The organism is Paramicrobacterium humi (assembly GCF_900105715.1).
Classification (GTDB): Bacteria; Actinomycetota; Actinomycetes; order Actinomycetales; family Microbacteriaceae; genus Paramicrobacterium; species Paramicrobacterium humi.
The window spans coordinates 2,291,437-2,312,073 of sequence record NZ_FNRY01000001.1 but is presented as its reverse complement, the minus strand read 5'-3'; the positions used below and the strand labels follow the sequence as shown (position 1 = coordinate 2,312,073).

The following is a 20,637-nucleotide window of genomic DNA, read 5'->3' as shown; positions in this document are numbered from 1 at the left end:
GTGGACGAATACGAGGTTATCACGTCCGAAGGGGGTGCTTTGACCGCACCGGTTCAGCCGACGGCGAGCCGGCGACGCACGAGGTCGGCCGCCATGATCTCGCCCTCGTCGACGATGCCCATCGCGGCGTACGGCGACACCTCGTCGTGCTGCTGCGCGACGCGACGCTGCTCGTGCTCGACGCGGCGCTCGGCGATCGACGCGGCCCGCGGCCGCAGCTCGACGGCCTTCTGCGCCATTGCCGCGGCGAGGGCCGCCTCACGCAGCCGTCGCTGAGCTTCTGAGGCCGCGACCGTCGCGGCAGCTGCCGACCCGTGCGACAGGTAGAGCGGTTTGGGCAGCGGCGTGGGCGTCCAGGTGGATGCCGGGCGAGCCGGCTCCGCTGCCGATTCCGCGTCGTAGACTTCCGCGCTCGCTCGCTCGACGGCGACCGGCACCGGCACGATGCGCGGAACGGCCGCCTGCACGCGTGCCATGCGGACAAGGAGGGCGATGGCGAGAACGAACGTTCCCACGGCCGCGGCCGGAAGCGCCCACGCGCCCGTCGCCACCGCGGCGCCGCCGGCGATGACGGCGGTGGCGAGGCTTGCGACCATGATCATCGTCGTCGCAAGCCGAGCCCGTCGGCGGGAGCGAAGCATGCGGGTGCGGGCGTTTGCGCGCGCGCGTTCGGCCGCCGCTCGCGCGCGGGCTTCTGCCGCTTCCGCCCGAGCCGTGGCCGCCGCTGCCTTCGCCTCAGCTTTCGCGCGCACGGCACTGGCGTCCGCCTCGGCCTTCGCACGTTCGACGGCCGCTCGACTCTCGGCTTTGCGTGCGGCCTCGCGCTCCGTCTCGATGCGCTTGAGCGTCTTCTGCTGCTCGGCGACTTCCCGCGCTGTCGCCTCGAGTCGCACTTCCTCGGGCAGCTCGGCGGTCTCGGCGAGAATCCGCAGCGTCTGCTGCAGCCGCACCGAGTTGCGCTCAGTCGCCATGTACTCGTGGCGTCTCACCCAGGTCGGGATGAGGTACACGAGCCACAGCAGCGCTGCAATCGCGAAGACGATTCCCCCACTGAGCATTCCCCCACCGACCATGTTCCTCAGGGTACGGTCACCGGGCGGATTGCCGCGGGATTGCGTCGGTGTGTCTTGTCAGCGTCCGGGATAGGTTCGCAGCGGCATCGCGGCCGCACGGCGGTCCGATTCGGGAATCACGCAGGCGTCGACGGGTACGCGGTGGTTCTGCCACCGCGAGAGCACGGTCTCCCCGACCTCTTCGCGCACGAGCGCGAAGCAGAAGTGATCGGCCCATTCGCCGTTGATGTGGATGTAGCGCCGACGAAGCCCCTCGTAGCGGAAGCCGAGCTTCTCGACGATGCGCAGGCTCGGCGCGTTCGAGGGGCGGATGCAGATCTCCATGCGGTGCAGGCCGAGCTCGCCGAAGCAGTAGTCCGTGACGAGCGCGACGCACGTCGGGGTCACGTTGCGGCCGGCGAAGCGCTCGGCGACCCAGTAGCCGAGCGTCGCCGACGACACGGAGCCGTAGACGATGCCCGAGACGTTGAGCTGCCCGGCGAATTGGCCGTCGTACTCCATGATCAGCGGAAGGCCGGTGCCCTGACGGCCCTGGGCGAGAAGCGAGCGGATGCTGCCGCGCACGTCGAACTGCCCGCTGCCGTGCGGATTCGTCGCCTCCCACGCACGCAGCCATGAGCGGTTGCCGAGGAGCTCGCGCTCGAGTGCTCTCGCGTCACGCAGCTTCACCGGCCGCAATGTGATGCGCCCATCGTTCAGAGTGGGAAGTGGGGCGCCCATCCGTCATTCCTCCTGTCGGTGCGCGAGCACCCTGACGGGTTAGTCGAGGTCGCCGACGAAGTCCTTGAGCCAGGGCCGAAGTCCCGGACCAAGATCCTCGCGATCGAGCGCGAGCTGCACGATGGCCTTGATGTAGTCGAGGCGGTCACCGGTGTCGTAGCGGCGACCTCGGAAGATGACGCCGTAGACGCCGCCAGCGATCGAGTCGTCCGCGGCGAGCTCCTCGAGCGCGTCGGTGAGCTGGATCTCTCCGCCCTTGCCCGGCTCGGTGCGCTCGAGGACGTCGAAAACCTCGGGCTTGAGGACGTAGCGGCCGATGATCGCGAGGTTGGACGGCGCGTCTTCCTTCGCGGGCTTCTCGACGAGACCGGTGACCTTGACGACATCCGGGTCGTCCGTCTCCTCGACCTGCGCGGCACCGTACAGATGGATCTGGTCGGGGTCGACCTCCATGAGGGCGACGATTGTCGCGTCGCGCTTCTCCTGCTCGTCGATCATGGTCGTGAGCAGCGATTCGCGAGCGTCGATGAGGTCGTCGCCGAGCAGCACGGCGAACGGCTCGTTGTTGATGTGGGCTCGCGCGCGGAGCACCGCATGGCCGAGGCCCTTCGGGTCGCCCTGGCGCAAGTAGTAGATGTCTTCGGTGAGCTCCTGCGACTTGACGACGCGCTCGAGCTTCTGCGTGTCGCCCTTCTTCTGAAGGTTGAGCTCGAGCTCCGTGACCCGGTCGAAGTGGTTGCTGATCGCGTTCTTGTTGCGGCCGATGATCATCAGCACGTCCGACAGCCCGGCGCTGACCGATTCCTCGACGACGTACTGGATGGCCGGCTTGTCCACCACCGGCAGCATCTCCTTCGGGAGCGCCTTCGTCGCGGGCAGGAACCGCGTCCCAAGTCCGGCTGCGGGAATCACGGCTTTTCTCACTCTGGCTGTCATGACCTCTAGGTTAGCGGTCGCGTGCGACGTTGCAGGCGGGATTGCGGAACGCGACACGCCCTGCCACCTAGACTGGGTCAATGGCCAGCAGCGAAGAGAACGAGAAGCGCGCCCTGCGGGCGGAGCTTCGCGAACGCCGCCAGAACCTCACCTCTGTGGAGTGGGAGCAGGCGTCCATCGGCTTCCTGCAGAACCTCCAGGCGCTCGTGACCGCGTTCGATGCGCGCTCCATCTCGTGCTACCTCTCGTCGCCGACGGAGCCCAACACGCGCCCGTTCGTGAACTGGGCGATCGAGAGCGGCATCCGTGTGCTGTTCCCCATCAGCCGGGAAGACGGCCTGCTCGATTGGACCGTCGGCGAGCAGGGCATCGAGAAGACCGGGCTGTGGGGGATGCCGGAGGCGGTGGGCGAGCTGCTCGGGCCGATCGCCATCAACGACGTCGATCTCATCATCGTTCCCGCGTGCGCAGTGGACGAACAGGGTACGCGGTTAGGATGGGGTCGCGGCTATTTCGACAAGACCCTCGGTTCCATGGAGAAGCGTCCCCCCGTGTACGCCGTGGTCTTCGACAATGAGGTACTGCCTGAGGTTCCGCGGGAGCATCACGACCAGCCCGTCAACGGTGTCGTGACCCCGAGCCGCATCCTGGATTTCTGATACCGAGAAGAACCATGCCCACCTACTCCTACCGTTGCACGACGTGCAATCACGCCTTCGACATCCACCAGTCCTTCTCTGACGCGTCGCTCACCGAGTGCCCCTCGTGCGGCGGCAAACTGCGCAAGGTCTTCGGGAACCTCGGCGTGACCTTCAACGGGAGCGGCTTCTACCGAAATGACGCGAGGGCATCAAGCAGCACGGTATCGTCAAGCTCGTCATCGAACGCGGGGGCTTCGTCCTCCGATTGAGAGGAAAGGGGCCCGCGTGCTCAAGGGATTCCGCGAATTCATCATGCGCGGCAACGTCATCGACCTTGCCGTCGCCGTCGTCATCGGAGCCGCGTTCACGGCGGTCGTCAACTCGGTCGTCGAGAAGATCTTCAACCCGCTGATCGGCGCTCTCTTCAACGCGGAGAGTCTTGACAACGCGTTCAACGTGGTCATTCCCACCCTTGGCCCGGGGAACGACGCGGTTCTGCACTTCGGAGCGGTGATCGGCGCCCTCATCAACTTCGTCATCGTCGCCGCGGTGATCTACTTCGCGTTCGTGCTTCCGATCAACATCTTGAAGAAGCGGATGGATACGCTTCGCAAGACGGGGAACATCGACGAAGAGGCTCCCATCACGGAGCTCGATGTTCTCACGGAGATCCGCGACCTGCTCGCGAAGGACAAGCAGTCGTAGCAGAGGCAGAGTTGCCGTCCGGCCTTGCAAGGCCGCGAACGCGTCATCCCCAGTGCGGCGGTTTGTCGGCGCGCAGCCGGCGGTCGTTGCCGCTCGGGTCGTCGCCCCAGCTCTGATCGGATTCGCTGTCGGGCCGCGGAGCGTTCTTCTCCGGCTCCGGGTCGGTGCCGGGCACCGGCGGGAGCGTCGCGCGGCGCCCGCCGCGGCTGCGTACGACGCGTCGCGGAGCCGGTTTGGGCACCTCGTCGCCGGTCATGGCATGTCGAGCGTCGGCTGCGGCGCCGTGTCGATGAGCTGAGCTGCTCTCTCGCTCCCCGGCTCCGCCGGCACCGTCTCCGGCGCGCCGAGAACCGACATGACCTTGCGTGCGACAGCGACAGGGTCGCTGAACAGGTCGAAGCCGTGCACCCGCAGGTAGTGCCAGCCCAGCCGGCGCAGCACCTCCGGGCGCAGGCGCAGCGATTCGCGCAGCGACTCGGCGCCGACCTCGACGTCGGACTCGACGACGATGGCCTTCGAGCCGTAGCTCGCGACAAGAGCGAGCTTGCCGCGGTAGCCGATCTCCACAGACAGCCCGTTGCGGTACAGCCGCTCGGCCAGGTCGAGCATCATCGGCTCCGCGCCGTCGGTGACGGGCGGGCGCGGCGACCAGCGCGGCGGCTCCTGCAGCAGTTGCGCGAGAGCGGCGATGCCGTGCTGCATGCGCTCGGGGTCGATGTCCTCCGGGCGGATGCACGTGACGAGAACCATGGACCGGCGAGCTCTCGTCATGCCGACGGCGAGGAGTCGGTCGCCGCCGGGCTCGCCGAGCGTCCCGAAGGTCGAGAGCACGCGGCCGTGGGGCGTGACGCCGTAGCCGAGGGAGAAGATGACGCGGTCGCGGCTCTCAGCAACGGACTGCTCGAGGGTGAGCACCGTGAACGGCTCGGCGCGTTCCTTGAGAATGAACTCCGACAGGTCGGGGCGTCGCGCGAACGCGGCGAGCACCGACTGCTGCACGCGCGTCGCATGCCGCTGGCTCGCCGTGATGACCATGAGCGACTCGCGTGGTCGGTTCGTCGCGTGCTCAAGCACGAGGTTGACGACCCGAACGACCTCGGCGTCGACCGACTCCACCGTTCCGGTGTCGGGATCGGGCATGCCGTGCCCGTTGGCGACGTAGTCGAGAGTGAGGCTGCCGTGACCGAGGAACGAGCCGGCCCAGGGCAGGGAGTCGATCTCGCCGCCGTAGAAGCGCTGGTTGACGAGCTCTGCGAGGTCCTCTCCCCCGGCGCGATAGCTGCGCGTGAGCGTGAGACCGGGCAGCAGCTCCGAGAGGCGAGCGAGCGCCGAGTCGGCATGGCGCGACTCGACGTCTTCGGCGAGAGCCGCGTCGGACGCGGCATCCGCGACGGCCGTGTGGAACGGCGTTGGGCTCTGCGTCACGGTGTCGCCGAACGCGACGACCTGCTTGGCGCGCTTGATGGCGCCGACGTTCTCCGCAAGGGTGGTGGCGCCCGCGTCGACGATGAACACGGCGTCGAACCGCACGCTCTCGGGAATGGCTGGCACCTCGTAGGGCGAGCTGAGCCAGACGGGCGAGAGCACGCGCGACAGGTGCGGGACGTGGAGCTCGAGCTGCTGGGGGCTCACGCGCGGGCTCGACTTGAGCAGCGTGCGCAGGCTTCGCGCCTCTTCGGGCCAGTCGACGAGCCCGATCTTCCAGGTTTCGGCGAGAGTGCCGGCGAGCAGCTGACCGGACGCGGACGCGTGCGCTTCGTCGACGAGCCGGAAGTCGGACTCGAGCCGGTCGATGACCTTGGTGTTGGCGCCGAGGAGCGCCTTGTCGGTCGCGAGGGTGTGCTCGAGCGCCGACTGCCACCAGGCGAGTTCAAGCTCGGCCGAGACCTGCTCGGCGGGCACGTGTCGGTTGGACAGGTCGGTCAGCAGCGGCGTGAGGCCCTTTTCGCGCAGCTCGGCGATGAGCGTCGTGCGCTCCTGCAGGTTGTCCATCACGGTTGATTCCGCGGCGAGGCCGGACATGACGCGCACGAGCGTCTTTATCGGCAGGGCCGAGAGCTTCGAGTCCCGGTCGAGGCGGCCGAGCGGGGCGTCCAGTTGGCCGAGGTCCGCTGTGACGCGCTGGTGCGCGACCTGCACGTCGGCGATGCCGAGTGGCACCTCGGGGCTGATGCCCGCGTCGACGTAGCGCTGCAGCATGATGCGCTGCTGCTGGATGCGCCGAAGCGCGGCGTTCATGTCGGCGATGTGCACGCCCGGCCGCACGTACTCGCGTGCGAGCTTCTTGAGGCGGCGCCGGTTCGCTCCCGACATGTTCGGCGCTTCCCGCCGGCTGCCGGTGGCGGCGATGAGCTCGGTGAGCGAGCGGTCGAACACCGCGGGCTGGAACTTGTCGAGCGTCTCGCGCACATCGAGAAGCAGCCGCAGGTAGATGCCGAGCTCGTCGATCGTCTCGAACGGGCGCATGCGCGTCTGCCCGATCAGCTCGTAGCCGCGCTCGAGCAGGCGCGGAAGGTCGGTGTGGTTGATGCGCTTCGCGAGCTCGTGCGCGGCCTTGGCCTCTTCCGTGCTCGTGAAGTTGGCGCCGTACCAGGGCGAGTCGTCGGGACCGTACTGGAACTCACCGAGAGCGGCGGCCTGCGCGAGCGAGCTCGCCACCGCGTCCCGTCCCGTCGCGAGCTGCACGAGCGAGGCGTAGCCGAGCCGCGCGGTGGTCGACGGCGGGTTCGGCCGGTTCGACAGTGCGGTGAGGGCGCTGAGCATCTGCGAGATGTTGACGCCGAGGCCCGGGTCGGTCTGCGCGAGAGACGTGCGGTAGTCGAGCAGCACCTTCCGCAAGCGCACGAGAGCGTCGTCGATGTCGGCGACCTTCGGCATCGATGCCTTCTCGTTGCGCGTGATCGCCTGCACGAGGTCACGGCGAAGGGTGCGCGGGTGGGCGGCGACGCCCTGCAGGCCGACACCGTTGAGCCGGTGGCGGATGCCGTCGAGGGTGGAGCGGCGGGCGCTCACGACGAGCACGCGCTTGTGCGCGGCGACGAGAGTGCCGATGGCGTTGACGATCGTCTGCGTGCCGCCGGTCCCGGGCAGCGTGTGCACGACGACCGACTGCCCCTCGGCGATCTGGGCGATCACGTTCTCCTGCTCCGCGTCGGAGTCGAGGAGAAGCGTGTCGGTCGTGGGGCTGCGCTCGTCAGAGCCGACGGCGTCGACGAGCTTCGTTCCCGACTCGATCAGTCGGCGCGCGCTCGCGTTGCCCGCGAGCGCGTCGAGAACGGGGTGGTCGAGCTCGGCGGCGTCGCGCTGCATGGCGGGGCCGACGGAGCAGAACGACGAGACGATGAGTCGCGGCTGCACGTTGAACCAGTCGAGGTGCGCGGTGAGGCCGCGCAGGCTGTCGATGACGGGCTGCGGCTTGAAGATGCCGTCTTGCATCGAGAGCGACTCGAACGCGCTCGCGTCGAGGTGGATGTCGAACTGCTCCGCGAGAGCACGCGCGAGCTCGGGATTGAGCATCGTCTGCTCGGTGAGCTTGAGCTCGAAGTCGTTGCCGTATCGACGGATGGCGAGCGGCCGCAGCAGGAGCGGAGCGCAGAAGTTCTCGCCGCCGTGGCGCCAGTGCGCGAGACCGATCGCGAGATGCACGGCCTCGAGTCCGCGAACCGTGCGAAGCTCGATGCCCTTCGTCGTGATCAGGTCGGCGGCGATCTTCGCCGCGCGCAGGGCGACGTCGTCGCGCACGAGGTTCGACAGCAGCGTGGAGTGACCGGTGATGAACTGCGGGAGGCTGCCCGGGTGCGCGGCGCTCAGCTCGATGCGGAACCGGCGTTCGTCCTCGAAGTGCAGCAGAGGCGAGTCGCCGCCGACCGAGGCCAGCTCGCTGCGCCAGCGCGCCCACTGGTCGTCCGCGACGTTTCCCATCGAGACGGAGGGATCGCCGACCGAGATCATCTGAGGCTCCGTCGGGTTTGGGGCGAGGTCGAGCGAGTAGTCATCGTCCCTGACCGCTGACTCGTTCATCTTTTCAAGCCTCCACACATCCACACAATATGTCGAGACACGCGCAAACTCCGGTAATGCGGGCGAGTTTCGCCCAGTTTCGTGGGCTGACGTGGCCAGAGGGGGCGGCGTGCCCCCCGCACACGTCACAAGCGGCATCCGGACGCCTGCCGTGAAGCGCACGACCGGCGCGCGCTCTGCCAGACTTGGCACATGCTTCCCGTTCGCATCGGCATCCTCGGCGCCGCCGACATCGCCCCACGCGCCCTCATCGAGCCCGCCTCCGACATCCCGGGTGCCGAGATCGTCGCGGTTGCCGCGCGCGACCTCGAACGCGCCCGCGCCTTCGCGGAGATCCACGGGATCCCGAGAGCGTTCGGCTCGTACGAGGAGCTTCTCGCTTCTGACGACGTCGACGCCGTGTATGTTCCCACGCCGAACGGCCTGCACGGCCGGTGGACGCTCGCGGCGATCGCCGCGGGAAAGCACGTGCTCTGCGAGAAGCCGTTCACGGCGAACGCGCACGAGGCGCGCGAGGTGGCGGCCGCCGCACAGACCTCGGGTCTCGTCGTGATGGAGGCGTTCCACAACCTCTACCACCCGGTGACGCAGCGCCTGCGTGAGCTGATCGTCTCCGGCGAACTCGGCGAGATCACGCGCGTGGAGGCCGAGTTCGGTTTCAGCATCGCCGACGAGCCCGACAACGTCCGCTGGAGCCTCGCCCTCGCCGGCGGCGCGCTCATGGACGTCGGCTGCTACCCACTGCGCCTCATGCGCGCGCTCGGGCTCGGCGAGCCGTCGGTCGTCTCGGCGACCGCGACCGAGTTCTCGCCCGACGTGGACGGCACGATGACGATCGAACTCGCTTTCCCCCACGGCGTGTCGGGCCGCGCGATCGGGTCCATGCAGTCGACCCCGCCGGGAATGCGCATGTCGGCGACAATCACGGGAACGCGCGGCACCGCCGTGTCGACGTTCCCGTTCCTGCCGCAGCTCGGCAACGAGTTCCGCATCACGATCGGCGACATCGTCCGCACCGAGACCGTCACCGAGCGCACGAGCTATGCCTTCCAGCTCGACGCGTTCATCGCGGCGGTGCGCGACGGCACGCGTGTCGAATCGGATGCCGCCGACGCGGTGAACACAATGGCCCTCATCGACGACGCCTACCGCGCCGCGGGTCTCCCGCTGCGCGAACCGACGGCGTAGCTACTCGACGGGAGCCGTCGTCCCGCCGGGGCCGCCGCTGATGCCTGCGTCGAGCTTCTCACCGCCGAGCGGCGTCCCTGCCCACTCGAGCACCTCCCAGCCGGAGGCGGGGTCGCCCTTGAGCACGACGACGCCGGTGTTGTGCAACGGGTTCTCCGAGGCGAAGTCCACGCTCACGCCGCCGCGCGCGGCCGCCCAGACGCGAATGACCTGACCGTGCGCGACCATCGCGACCGTGCCCTCGGCGCGAGCCGCGACCTCGTCGACAACGTCGTCGAAGCGGCCGAGCGCCTCGTGTCCGTCTTCGCCGCCCGGGATGCGCTCATCGAGGTCGCCGTTGATCCAGGCGAAGGACGTGCGGTGGTATTCCACGACAGCATCCCAGTCGTTGCGCATCTCGAGGTCGCCGGCCGAGATCTCCTTGAGCCCGTCACGCACCTGCAGCTCCAGTCCCGTGCTGCGCGCGAGCGGCTGCGCGGTCAGCTGCGCACGCAGCTGCGTCGACGCGAAGAGCGCGCCGATCTCTTCTCCGGCGAGCGCGCCAGGGATCGCGGCGGCCTGCTCGAGACCGAGGTCGGTCAGACCGGGGCCGGGAACCGTCGTGTCGAGTGCTCCGATCACGTTGGACGGGGTCTGCCCGTGGCGGATCAGCAGCAGTCTCATGTGGCACTCCTTCAGCTCGTCATCCAGTCTACGAAGCGGCCCCTGAGGGAAGCGTGGACGCCGGTGCGCTCCCGCGCGCGACGAGCGATGCCGGCGAGGCGGCCCTCCTCAAGCTCGGGAACGAGCAGAGCGCTATCACCGCGGCGCACGCCGCGAGCGCCGCCGCTGCGAGGTGCGCCGACCACAGCCCAGCCTCGGCAGCGGCGTGCGAGGTCCCGCCCGCGTCGAGAACGCCGGCGCGATTGGCCGCGTCGATGGCTCCGAAAATTCCCATACCGATCGCTCCCCCGATCTGCGCGGTGGCCGAGGAGAGTCCGGAACTCACACCGGCGTTTCGGGCAGCCATGCCGTTTGCGATGACGAGGGTCGTCGGCGTGAAGCTGAAGGCGACACCGGCCGCCGCGAGGACGAGCGCGGGCAGCACGATGAGGAGATACGAGTTTCCCCGGTCAACGGTCGAGAGCAGAAGGTGCGCCACGACGAGCAGGCCGAGGCCCACCACCACGATCTTCTCTGGCCCCCACTTCTTCAAGGCGCGCGGGAGGAGCATCGTGCTGACAGCGAAGCCCGCGATCGATGTGGGGAGCATCGCCAGTCCGGCACGACCCGCGTCGTACTCCAGGACCTGCTGGAGCAACAGCGCCACGAGAACGAAGCAAGCGATCCGCGCGCTGCCTCCGAGAACGTTCGCCGCGATTCCGCCGGCAACGCGGCGATCGCTCAGCGCGGCGGGTTGCAGAATCGGGTCGGCCGCATGTCTTTCGACGAGGACGAAGGACACCAGGCACCCGACGAATAGAGCGGCGGGGGCCAGAACCTCGATCGATCCGAACCCGGCGTCCGGTACGGCAAGAATGGCGAGTACCGCGGCAACGGAAGCGCCCGTCAGCAGCGCTGCACCCGCCGCATCGAACCGCCGCGTCGTCGTCGAGTCATCCGGAGGTAGGAGCACCAGTCCGATCGCTCCGACGAGCGCGGCGACGGCCCCGGTGACGAACAGCACGCTCTGCCAGCCGAGCCACGCCGTGAGCAGTCCCCCTGCCGTGACGCCTACTGCTCCCCCGACGGTCGACGCTGCGCCCCAGTGACTCATCGCTCCAGTGCGCGCCGCACCTGAGTAACGGGAGAGCAGGACCGCCATGGCTGCGGGACTCAGCATCGCCGCTCCGGCACCTTGTGCGAGGCGTGATGCGATCAGGACCGCGTCAGTCGAGGAGAATCCGCCAAGAACAGAGCCCGCCACCAGAACGGCCGAGCCGGCGAGGTACATGCGCCGACGTCCGAACACATCAGCGGCGCGACCCGAGACGAGCAGCAGTCCTCCGAACGACAAGAAGTACGCGTTGAGTACCCATGCTGTGCCCACAGCGGTGAGCCCGAAGGTCGACGTGATGCTGGGGAGAGCGACGTTGAGAATCGACGAGTCCAGCATGACCACGAACTGCGCGGACACGAGGATGAGGACAAGTGATCGTTCGCGAGTGTTACGCATGTCCGATCGCCTCCAGTACCGGGAGTCGCGCCGCCCGCCACGCGGGAGCGATACCGGCCAGGGTTCCGGCGCACGCAACGACAGCTGCGACAAGGACAAGTTGCGGACCGGGAATCACGGCTGGCAACGGAGCGATTGTCGATAGCGCACCGATTGCAGCAAAACTTGCCGCAAACCCTATGCCGAGGCCGAGTGCCACGGAGATCACCGAGACGATGACCGCTTCCATCTGCACCATCCCAGCGACGGATCTGCGCGACATCCCGACTGCACGCAGCAACCCGATCTCGCGGGTTCGCTCGACGATGGACAGGGCGAGGGTATTCGCGATTCCCAGCACGGCGATGACCATCGCGAATGCCAGGAGCACAGTGACGAGGCCGAAGATCTGATCCACCGCCTGGGTACGACCGGCGATAACTGCAGCCTGATCGCGCACTTGCGCCGTTGGATGATCAGTCAGGGCGTCCTCGAGCGCTGTGCTGAGCCGATCGGGGCTGATCCCGTGCGCGGCCAGTACGAAGATGCTCGCGTCCATGTCCTCCGCATAGTGCTCGCGATATGTGTCGAGCGAGATCACATAGTCGGTTTGCAGGGCCGCCGCGACGCGGTTCGCCATGATGCCGACGATCGGCAGCTGTTGCGCATTCGTCCGAGCGAACAGCATCGGGAGCTGATCACCCACCCGGAGGCCGCGGTCATCGGCGACGCGTTCCGCGATGACGATGCCACCTCCGGACAGTTCGGACAGGACGCCGTCGCGCATGCTGATTGCCGCGACCTCACCGATCACCACCGGATCGACGGCGGTTAAGGCGCTCGTCGCGTCGCCGTCCTTCCAATGTCCGTATTTGAGTCGCGTGACAACTCCGACCTCGTCGAGGGCGGTGATCTCGTCGTACACGGCGGCATGCACGCCGCCGAGCATCTCCTGGCCAGCGCTCTCGATGACGGCATCAGCGGAAATGACCTCCCGGTACTGTTCGCCCGTCGCGTCCTTGACTGAGGCACCGACGATCACGACGAAGCTCATGAGCGCGAGGCCGAATGCAAGTGCCATCGCCGTGACCGCGGTCCTACGCGGTGCCCGGGCAGCCGCATCGCGAGCGAGCCGGGCCGGTATCGTCTGCGCGATCGCAACGGCGACGAGGCGAACCAGCGGCCGCATGAGCACGGGTGCGAGGAGCACGAACCCGACAAGCGCGAGGGCGAGGCCGACGGCCAGCAGCACCATCGGCGCCCCGAACGTCGGCAGTAGTGCGATGGTGCCTCCTGCCGTAAGCAGTGCGGTTGCCGTAAATACACGGAGCGGGCGGAATCGCCGTGATTCCACTGCGCTGGAACGGATGGCGACAACCGGCGAGACTCGCGCTGCACGCCGGGCTGGTCCCAGCGCCGCGACCACGGTCACAAGCACGCCGATCCCGAACGAGAGAATCACGGTGATGGGTTGGATGACAAGGTCTCCGTCGGGGATGCTGACGCCGAATGTGCGAGCAAGCGACCGCAGTCCGAACGTCGATACGATGCCGAGCACAACTCCGACGGCGGAGGCGACGATTCCGACGAGAACGGCTTCGAGTAGCACCGATCCGAGTACCTGTCCTCCCGTCGCGCCGGCGGCCCGGACAATGGCTAGCTCCCGGGTTCGTTGGGAAATGACAATGCTGAACGTGTTGGCGATGAGGAAGGATCCGATCACGAGCGCAGCGAGGGCCATTGCAATCAGCACCACCTGCAGCATTTGAAGATTGGCAGCAGCGGACTCCGCTCCCGCCGTGGCCAGATCCTGCGCTGTGGCAACTTGCATGACTGTGCCGAGTTCGCGTGCGAGTACGGGTTGCAATTCAGCAACCGTCCGCTCCGTCGTGACCAAAATCTCTGAGACGTCCTCGCCGAGCCCGAGCACGTTCTGCGCTGTGGGCAGGCTGGCGAGCACGCTCATGCCGAGAGGCGGCCCGTCAGCGTCGCCGAAACCGACCAAACCGACGACGACGACATCCAAGCCTCTCTCAGCGACAAGGGTGATGTGGTCTCCGAGCTGAAGCCTTAGCGCGTCCGCGGCGGCCTTGTCGACGGCTACTTCGTTTGACCCATCCGGCGCAGTGCCGGCGAGGAGCGGATACGCTCCGATCGGCTCCGGAATCCAGGTCGTGAGTTGAGCGGCGCCGAGGTCGACGCCGTCTCGTTCCAGTCGCGATGTCCCCTTTCCGACGGGGACTGCCGCGCTGACGCCTTCCACGGAAGCAACCTTCTGCACGACGTCGGCGGATATCGGGTCCCGTTCGACATCGACGCCCATGCCGGAATCGAATGCGGTGGCGGTGCGCACGGTGAGGTCGGCACCGGCAGCCGCCGTCCGGAACTGCTGATCGAACAGCTTCTGGGCGGTGTCGTTGAGCACGAGGCTGCCCGATACGAAAGCCACACCGAGCATCACTGCTGTGATGGTGAGCGCGAGCCGAACGCGATGTGCGCGGATCTGGGCGATGGCGATCCGGATCATGCCGCCACCTCCGGTTCAATTGCCGAGGCAACTTCGAAGAGCGCCATTCGGTCGAGCACCTTTCCAGCCGTCGGCTCGTCGAATCCATCCACGACGCGGCCGTCCGAGAGGAACTCCACGCGATCGGCATGGGCGGCGGCGTTGGGGTCGTGAGTGACCATGACGATCGTTTGGTCGAACTCGTGCGCGGCTCGACGAAGAAACGACAGGAGCGCATGGCTGGTGCGAGAGTCGAGTGCGCCCGTGGGTTCGTCGGCGAACACCACATTCGGTCGGCTCACGAGGGCGCGCGCCACGGCGACGCGCTGCTGCTGGCCGCCGGAGAGCTCCGAGGGGCGATGCTTGAGCCGATCGGAGATTCCGAGCGTCATTGCAAGTTCATCGAGCCACGCGCGGTCTGCCCTCTGACCAGCGAGCCGAAGCGGCAGCTCGATGTTCTCCTCCGCGGTGAGTGCGGGGACCAGATTGAACGACTGGAAGACAAAGCCGATTCGCGTCCGACGAAGCACCGTGCGCTCGCGTTCACTGAGCCGCGTCATCTCCATATCGCCGAGACGGATGCTGCCTGAATCTACCGAGTCGAGCCCCGCCATCGCGTGCATCAGCGTCGATTTTCCTGAGCCTGATGGGCCCATGATGGCCGTGAATCTGCCGCGCAGAATGGAGAGGCTTGCGTGGTCGAGCGCCTTGACGATGGTGTCTGAGTCGCCATATGTCTTGACGAGTTCGATGGCCTCGACAGCTGTAGGGGTGTTCATGTTCATGTGTCCTTTCGGGGCCGATATCAGCGAGTTGCTGCGAGGTGGAGGCGGTAGTGTTCGCGAGTCCACGTCGCGGTCATCTTGGTCGTGAGCGAGGCGCCGAGGCGCGAGTAGAAGCGCTGGCCGGAGTAGTTGTCGAGGCGAACACCCCGCAGCACAAGGAGATCGTCTTCGTCGGCAAGCTCTGCGACTGCGCTCATCAGCTGTGTACCAATGCCTTGATCGCGGTGCCCTTCCCGCACGAAGAGATCGTCAAGGGCGAGATGTTCGGCTCCACTCCACAAGTGGAAGCGCCTCATCATGGATGCAAATCCGACCGCGTTCTGCCTCTGTTCGGCGATGAGCACTGTGACGTCGTCGCGCTTGAGCGAGGCACGCCAGCCTTTCTCATCAACGCGCACATGCTCGGCAGATCCCTCATGCGCGGCCAGTTCGCGCACCATCTCGTCGAGCACTCGCGCGTCTGCTGCAGTGGCCCTTCGAATTGTCGTCATCTTCTATTCCTTACGTCGTCTAGGTAGTCGCGTACACCGTACGTTTGAGATATGTATAGATCCGTACGCTGTACGCTGTCAAGAGGGAAGGGGAAATATGGCTTCAAAACTTGGGCAGCGAGTCATCGCGGAGGCGGCACTCGCCGCGATCGACGCTGATGGGGTCGAAGCGCTGAGCATGCGCAGGATCGCTCAAGATCTCGGTTCCTCCGCAATGTCGCTGTACACGTACTTTCCTGACAAGAACTCACTCTTGGACGGCGTGACTCAACTGCTGCTCGCTGAGGTCGAAGCGCCACCTGAGGACGCGCACTGGCGGGATGCGATGCGGCACATCATGCGCGCCGTCCGACTGGTGGGACTCCGGCATAAGAACGCCGCTGTCCTCATCCGGCGCTTCCCACCGCACACACCCGACGCGCTGGTGTTCGTCGAAGCCGGGTTTCGAGCGTTTCGACGCGCCGGATTCGACGCTCTCAGCACGGCCCGCTGCTATCGCGCCCTAGCTGCCTACTCGCTCGGCACAATCGACATCGAGCTCGGCGGCTATTTCACCGCCGAATCACGTGTGATCACTGGAAACGCCCGAGAGGATATCGGGAGCGCGTCATCCGACCGTCTCCTCCCTCTGGTCACAGAGATCGGGCCAACCCTCAATGAGCAGGACGATGCGGCGGAATTCGAATACGGGCTTGAACTGCTGCTCGACGGCTTCGCCGACGCGATGGCTCGCGCCGGCCGCACCGTCTGACGCCGCCTCCCCCTCGCGAGTCCACCGGCCTCTTCTTCTGCACGCTCGCGCTTGAGAGCATGGGAGCACACGTAGAAGGAGGCAGGCAATGACGCACGTGAACGCAAGCAAACTCGTCCCCAGCGCCTATCAGGCGCTCATCGACCTCGAGGGAGCGGTGAGGGCGGCCGCGGAGAAGGCCGAACTGGACCCGCACATCATCGATCTCGTCAAGATTCGCGCCTCGCAGCTGAACGGCTGCGCGTTCTGCCTGCGCATGCACACGCGCGAGGCCATCGAGAAGGGCGAGTCGAGCGATCGTCTCGCGGTGATCGCCGCCTGGTGGGAGTCGCAGTACTTCTCCCCGGAGGAGCAGGCGGCGCTCGCTATCGCGGAGCGCACCACCGACATGGCGGCATCCCGTCATCTGCCCGAACTCGACTCGAGCGCCCTCACCGACGAACAGGTCGCCGTCGTCGTCTGGGTGACTGTGGCGATAAACGCGTGGAACCGCGTGGCAGTCTCGAGCCACTACCCCGTGCATCCGTAGCCGTCCTGCCACTTCCAGGATATCGCGCGGCAGGGGGCTTGCGGCAAGAGCCCGGGGTGCAGGCAGAATGACCCTCTCACCTCACCCTTCGGAGCCCCACATGATCCGTGCCGCCGCCCGCGCCTTCAACCTGCCCGAACGACTGGCCGCCAAGGCCGACCCCGCCCTCATCGGCGACGACGAACGACACTTCGCCGCCATCGCAGAGAGCCTCGACACCCTCATCACCGACCTGTCCCACCGCCTGGACGCAACCTTGCGCCTGCCGAGCGGCGAGGGCCAGGACGCTCTCGACCGCGACATGGAGATCCACCGGCTCGAGGCGCGGCTGCGGCTGCTGCGGCGCTTCACGCTCGACCTGTGCCTCGGGCGTATGGTGAGCGCCGACACGGGTGAGCCGTTGTACGTGGGCCGGCTCGGGCTCTCGGATGCCGAGGGTCGCCGTCTTCTCGTCGACTGGCGTGCCCCGGCCGCGGAGCCGTTCTTCGCGGCCACGCACGGTCACCCGATGGGACTCGCGAGTCGCCGCCGCTACCGGTGGAGCAACGGCCGGGTCAGCGACTACTGGGACGAGGTGTTCGCTCTCGACGGTCTGGACGGCTACGCGGCGCTCGACGATCAGTCGGCGTTCATCGCGAGTCTCGGCAGCAGCCGCTCACCGCGCATGCGCGATGTACTGAGCACGATCCAGGCTGACCAGGACGCCATCATCCGCGCCGGCTCCCGCGGCGCACTCGTCGTCGACGGTGGCCCGGGAACTGGAAAGACCGTCGTCGCCCTGCACCGCGCGGCCTACCTGCTGTACTCGGAGCCGCACCTCGGCGAGCGCCGCGGCGACGTTCTGTTCATCGGACCGCACGACGCGTACCTCGCGTACGTCGATGACGTGCTCCCGAGTCTCGGAGAGGAAGGCGTGCAGATCTGCACGCTGCGGGATCTGGTCCCGGAGGGCGCGACGGCGCTGATCGAGACGGACCTCGAGGTCGCCCGGCTGAAGTCCGACGCCCGCATGGTTAGTGCGATCGAACCGGCAGTGCGACTGTACGAGGAGCCGCCGACCGAGGAGCTCCTCGTCGAGACCGCCTGGTCGGAGGTGCTCGTCACGGTCGACGACTGGGCCGACGCGTTCGCTTCGCCGGAACCGGGTGTTCCGCACAACGAAGCTCGCGAGCAGGTGTGGGAGACGCTCACCGCGATCCTCATCGAGAAGCACGGCGACGAGGACGCGCCGGCCAATGCGCTCCTCCGGTCGTTCGCGCAGAACCGGGAACTGACCCGCGCCTTCAACCGCGCCTGGCCCCTGATCGACGCCGAAGTGCTCGTCGCCGACCTCTGGTCAGTTCCCGCCTATCTGCGCATGTGCGCCCCGTGGCTGTCGGCCGAGGAGGTGCAGAAGCTGCAGCGCCCCGGCAAAGACGCGTGGACCGTGTCAGACCTACCGATTCTGGATGCTGCCAGGCAGCGCCTCGGCGATTCGACGGCGTCACGACGCACCCGGCAGGCCGAAGCGATCTCTGCTGCAGAGCGGGAACTGCGCTCACGCGTCGCCGACGACCTGATCGCGGCCGACGATTCCGAGATGGCCGTCATGTCGATGCTGCGCGGGCAGGATTTCCAGAACTCGCTCGACGACGAGGCGGCACTGCCGAAGACGGACCCTGACCTGCTCGGCGGGCCGTTCGCGCACGTCATCGTGGACGAGGCGCAGGAACTGAACGATGCGGAGTGGCAGATGGTGCTGCGGCGCTGCCCGTCACGCAGCCTCACGATCGTGGGCGACCGTGCCCAGGCGCGGCACGGATTCACCGAGTCGTGGCAGGAGCGACTCGAGCGAATCGGCCTGCGCACCATCGCCCAGCGCAGCCTGACCGTCAACTACCGCACTCCCGACGAGGTGATGGTCGAGGCCGAGCCCGTGATCCTCGCTGCGATCCCGGACGCGAACGTGCCGACGTCCATCCGCCACAGCGGCATCCCGGTCGTGCACGATTCGATCTCGAGGCGCGACAGCATCATCGATTCCTGGTCCGACGCGAACGCGGAGGGAGTCGGGTGCGTGATCGGTGATCCGTCGTTCGACGGCACCTCGCGCGTCAGGTCGCTGAGCCCGGTCAACGCGAAAGGTCTCGAGTTCGACCTCGTCGTCCTGGTGAACCCGGAGTCGTTCGGCACGGGAATCGAAGGGGCCGTCGACCGCTACGTCGCCATGACGCGCGCGACCCAGCAGCTCGTGATCCTTGGGTGAGCGCGCTAGCCGCAGACGCCGACCCAGAGTCCGTCGCGCGCCCGAGTCATGCCAACGTACAGCTCACGACGATGGATAGTCGCCGCCTCGTCGTCGCATCCGCTGCGATCGATCAGCTGGCGGCAGATTGAACAGAGCGTGGGGAGAGGGGCGCCTTCGCCCACACACGGGAACGGTCGTGTCACCCGATGATGTCCTAAGCGCACTCACGATACGGGGCCGATGATGCGGCAAATCGTCACTAAGTCCACTCCTGTCTGATCGCAGAATCAACACGCGGCGATTCGCGTCGTCCCCGCGTTTCTTTGAGCTACGTTCATCGGAGACGGCGCCGATCTCTTAGCTTAAGCTCGCCGCAAGGACTTCTGTATCATCAATTGGCTTGGGGAACGGTTTGCGCGACTGGGAAGATATGCATTCGTGGACCGCAGTCACGAAGATGGTTGTCCTCATGACCGTGATGTTCACTTTCGTCTCACTAATTCTGATGGCAATCCTCGCGGCGGACAGCGCGGTTATCTGGACATCCGAGAACCTCTCTGCCTCTTTCGAACGCAACTGGGCGATGGTCAGCGGAGCAGCGGAGCAGTGGACGGCAGCAGTCGCCCCGTGGTTCGCGCCGCTGCTTGCAACGGTGCTTGTGACAATTCTTGTATGGCTAGCGATTCCCACGGATATTAGCTTTCGTCCGCACTGGGATGGCCACAACGACGAGGCACAGTTTGACAATGAGAGTGGCGCAAAGGGGCTACTTGAGGTGCGGATCGCGATGGGTAAGGCGGCGCTAGTCATCACCGCGGTATACACCACTTGGTCCTTATGGGCACTCGTTTGGTTGATAGTTCCGGGCGTGACTAGTCGGAATTCGCCAGCCGGCGGGATTGAGTTCGCAACAGTTCTTGCACTCGTCCCGATCATGCTGCTTTTGGGTCTCTCTGCCGGGCGCTTCGCACGAAGCCGCAGCGAACCACTTCTTGATCTCATAAGAATGCGAGGGCAGCTCAAGCGCGTGGAGCGGCGAATTGCGCTGCTGCACAAGCGGGTTGCTTTCTTGCCCACTGCGCCGGTCGGCCGCTCGGAGCGAGCGGTTAGAAGCTACTTGTGGTTGCTGACTCTGCTCATCTGTGTCTGCGTCGATTCTTTACTCTATGTCCTCGTAGTGTGGTCGTCGAGTGATTGGAGCCCTGCTTCGTTGACTCCTACTTTGATATGGCAAGCTCCAACGGCTGCCGTCGTGATAGTGGGTATTGGATCTGTCTTCTCCGCCCCTAGTGCCTGGCAACTCATGCGAACGGCTGGCGCCGAGGGACTACTGGAAGCCATAGCTGGCTTCCTTGCGCAAGCCCTCGTCACTGGACTCCTTCTCTGCTTCTCTGCGCTGTACTCGGGCCAGAAGTACGGGCCGATCACCGGTCTCCTCCTAGCGGCCGCTTTCGTCCTCCCGGTGCTTGCATGGGTGACTCCGTGGTGGCGGGTGCGGCGGTCGCCGACTGCGTTTGGCTCTAGGTGGAAGTTCGTCGTCGCCGGTAACGCATATACCTCGCTTGAGGCACAACGAGCGTCGTTTGACAGGCAGCGGCGTGCGCTGGAAGGTGTTCTGTGGGACCGATACCGTTTTGAAAAGTCGGTTGGCTGGGGCCGCATCATGCGGTGGAGGCGTCCCAATCCCTGGAGCGATTCGGAGCGGGAACGGGAAACACGCGCTCGGAATTCATAGCACGCCTCGCCGCCCGGCGACTAGGTGCGAATGTGACGGGTGAAGGAACCGGATGCCGCGCTGTACGCGTCGAGAGCTTCACTGCCAATCAGGTGCTATAGGTGGGAGTAGCGGGCGCCCTCGAGCGCGTGGTGGCAGCAGTCGAGGTCATTACGATGTTCGTGACGCTTGCACCGCCCGCGCAGTAGAGACAATT

General features: G+C 66.5%; 18 protein-coding genes. 8 read left to right on the top strand and 10 right to left on the bottom strand.

The genetic code is table 11. The features are described from left to right. Positions 1 to 53: 53 nt before the first annotated feature. The 3 genes from BLV49_RS11530 to galU are packed head-to-tail and all read right to left on the bottom strand — an operon-like array spanning position 54 to position 2,729. A complete protein-coding gene (locus BLV49_RS11530; RefSeq protein ID WP_143034048.1) occupies positions 54 to 1,073 on the bottom strand; it encodes a hypothetical protein in 1,020 nt (339 codons plus the stop codon). A 57-nt stretch (positions 1,074 to 1,130) separates the two neighbouring features. Further along, entirely contained in the window at positions 1,131 to 1,793 is a 663-nt protein-coding gene (locus BLV49_RS11525; RefSeq protein ID WP_091184321.1) for a GNAT family N-acetyltransferase, read from the bottom strand. 39 nt (positions 1,794 to 1,832) lie between these two features. Further along, positions 1,833 to 2,729 (bottom strand): UTP--glucose-1-phosphate uridylyltransferase GalU, encoded by an 897-nt coding sequence (galU, locus tag BLV49_RS11520; RefSeq protein WP_091184319.1) that lies wholly within the window; start codon positions 2,727 to 2,729, stop codon positions 1,833 to 1,835. An 80-nt stretch (positions 2,730 to 2,809) separates the two neighbouring features. On the opposite strand from galU, the gene BLV49_RS11515 reads away from it, so the two are divergent. The 3 genes from BLV49_RS11515 to mscL are packed head-to-tail and all read left to right on the top strand — an operon-like array spanning position 2,810 to position 4,075. Further along, the gene (locus BLV49_RS11515) at positions 2,810 to 3,388 is read left to right on the top strand and encodes a 5-formyltetrahydrofolate cyclo-ligase (RefSeq protein WP_091184316.1); all 579 of its coding nucleotides are present in this window, start codon (positions 2,810 to 2,812) and stop codon (positions 3,386 to 3,388) included. Positions 3,389 to 3,402: 14 nt separating this feature from the next. After that, positions 3,403 to 3,639 (top strand): FmdB family zinc ribbon protein, encoded by a 237-nt coding sequence (locus tag BLV49_RS17375; protein ID WP_091184312.1) that lies wholly within the window; start codon positions 3,403 to 3,405, stop codon positions 3,637 to 3,639. 16 nt (positions 3,640 to 3,655) lie between these two features. Next, the gene (gene mscL / locus BLV49_RS11505; protein ID WP_091184310.1) at positions 3,656 to 4,075 is read left to right on the top strand and encodes a large conductance mechanosensitive channel protein MscL; all 420 of its coding nucleotides are present in this window, start codon (positions 3,656 to 3,658) and stop codon (positions 4,073 to 4,075) included. A 43-nt stretch (positions 4,076 to 4,118) separates the two neighbouring features. On the opposite strand, the gene BLV49_RS11500 is transcribed toward mscL, so the two are convergent. Beyond that, positions 4,119 to 4,331: a hypothetical protein gene (locus tag BLV49_RS11500; RefSeq protein ID WP_091184307.1), complete on the bottom strand. Its 213-nt coding sequence runs from the start codon at positions 4,329 to 4,331 to the stop codon at positions 4,119 to 4,121. Then, complete coding sequence (locus BLV49_RS11495) at positions 4,328 to 8,095, bottom strand: AAA family ATPase (RefSeq protein WP_245723624.1); 3,768 nt, start codon at positions 8,093 to 8,095, stop codon at positions 4,328 to 4,330. The genes BLV49_RS11500 and BLV49_RS11495 overlap by 4 nt, the downstream gene beginning before the upstream one ends. Before the next feature lie 192 nt (positions 8,096 to 8,287). Between BLV49_RS11495 and BLV49_RS11490 the strand changes: the two genes are divergently transcribed. After that, positions 8,288 to 9,283 carry a Gfo/Idh/MocA family protein gene (locus BLV49_RS11490; RefSeq protein ID WP_091184303.1) on the top strand — a complete coding sequence of 332 codons (996 nt, stop codon included), beginning with the start codon at positions 8,288 to 8,290 and terminating at the stop codon, positions 9,281 to 9,283. Here BLV49_RS11490 and BLV49_RS11485 read toward each other — a convergent pair whose 3' ends face one another. Genes BLV49_RS11485 through BLV49_RS11465 form a run of 5 tightly spaced genes read right to left on the bottom strand, consistent with a single transcriptional unit; the run spans position 9,284 to position 15,160 of the window. Continuing rightward, positions 9,284 to 9,946, bottom strand: coding sequence for a histidine phosphatase family protein (locus tag BLV49_RS11485; RefSeq protein WP_091184300.1), 663 nt, complete (start codon positions 9,944 to 9,946; stop codon positions 9,284 to 9,286). A gap of 28 nt (positions 9,947 to 9,974) precedes the next feature. Then, positions 9,975 to 11,438 (bottom strand): MFS transporter, encoded by a 1,464-nt coding sequence (locus tag BLV49_RS11480; RefSeq protein ID WP_091184297.1) that lies wholly within the window; start codon positions 11,436 to 11,438, stop codon positions 9,975 to 9,977. After that, positions 11,431 to 13,944 (bottom strand): ABC transporter permease, encoded by a 2,514-nt coding sequence (locus BLV49_RS11475; protein ID WP_091184293.1) that lies wholly within the window; start codon positions 13,942 to 13,944, stop codon positions 11,431 to 11,433. The genes BLV49_RS11480 and BLV49_RS11475 overlap by 8 nt, the downstream gene beginning before the upstream one ends. After that, the gene (locus BLV49_RS11470; protein WP_245723623.1) at positions 13,941 to 14,702 is read right to left on the bottom strand and encodes an ABC transporter ATP-binding protein; all 762 of its coding nucleotides are present in this window, start codon (positions 14,700 to 14,702) and stop codon (positions 13,941 to 13,943) included. Before BLV49_RS11470 ends, BLV49_RS11475 begins: the two co-directional genes overlap by 4 nt. Positions 14,703 to 14,728: 26 nt before the next feature. Further along, positions 14,729 to 15,160: a GNAT family N-acetyltransferase gene (locus BLV49_RS11465; RefSeq protein ID WP_218132625.1), complete on the bottom strand. Its 432-nt coding sequence runs from the start codon at positions 15,158 to 15,160 to the stop codon at positions 14,729 to 14,731. 16 nt (positions 15,161 to 15,176) lie between these two features. On the opposite strand from BLV49_RS11465, the gene BLV49_RS11460 reads away from it, so the two are divergent. From BLV49_RS11460 to BLV49_RS11445, 4 genes are all read left to right on the top strand, one after another. Further along, positions 15,177 to 15,950, top strand: coding sequence for a TetR/AcrR family transcriptional regulator C-terminal domain-containing protein (locus BLV49_RS11460; protein WP_143034047.1), 774 nt, complete (start codon positions 15,177 to 15,179; stop codon positions 15,948 to 15,950). An 88-nt stretch (positions 15,951 to 16,038) separates the two neighbouring features. Further along, entirely contained in the window at positions 16,039 to 16,479 is a 441-nt protein-coding gene (locus tag BLV49_RS11455; RefSeq protein WP_091184278.1) for a carboxymuconolactone decarboxylase family protein, read from the top strand. Positions 16,480 to 16,579: 100 nt separating this feature from the next. Beyond that, a complete protein-coding gene (helR, locus tag BLV49_RS11450) occupies positions 16,580 to 18,724 on the top strand; it encodes an RNA polymerase recycling motor ATPase HelR (RefSeq protein WP_091184275.1) in 2,145 nt (714 codons plus the stop codon). A 451-nt stretch (positions 18,725 to 19,175) separates the two neighbouring features. Continuing rightward, positions 19,176 to 20,441 carry a hypothetical protein gene (locus tag BLV49_RS11445; RefSeq protein WP_143034046.1) on the top strand — a complete coding sequence of 422 codons (1,266 nt, stop codon included), beginning with the start codon at positions 19,176 to 19,178 and terminating at the stop codon, positions 20,439 to 20,441. Positions 20,442 to 20,637: the final 196 nt, after the last annotated feature.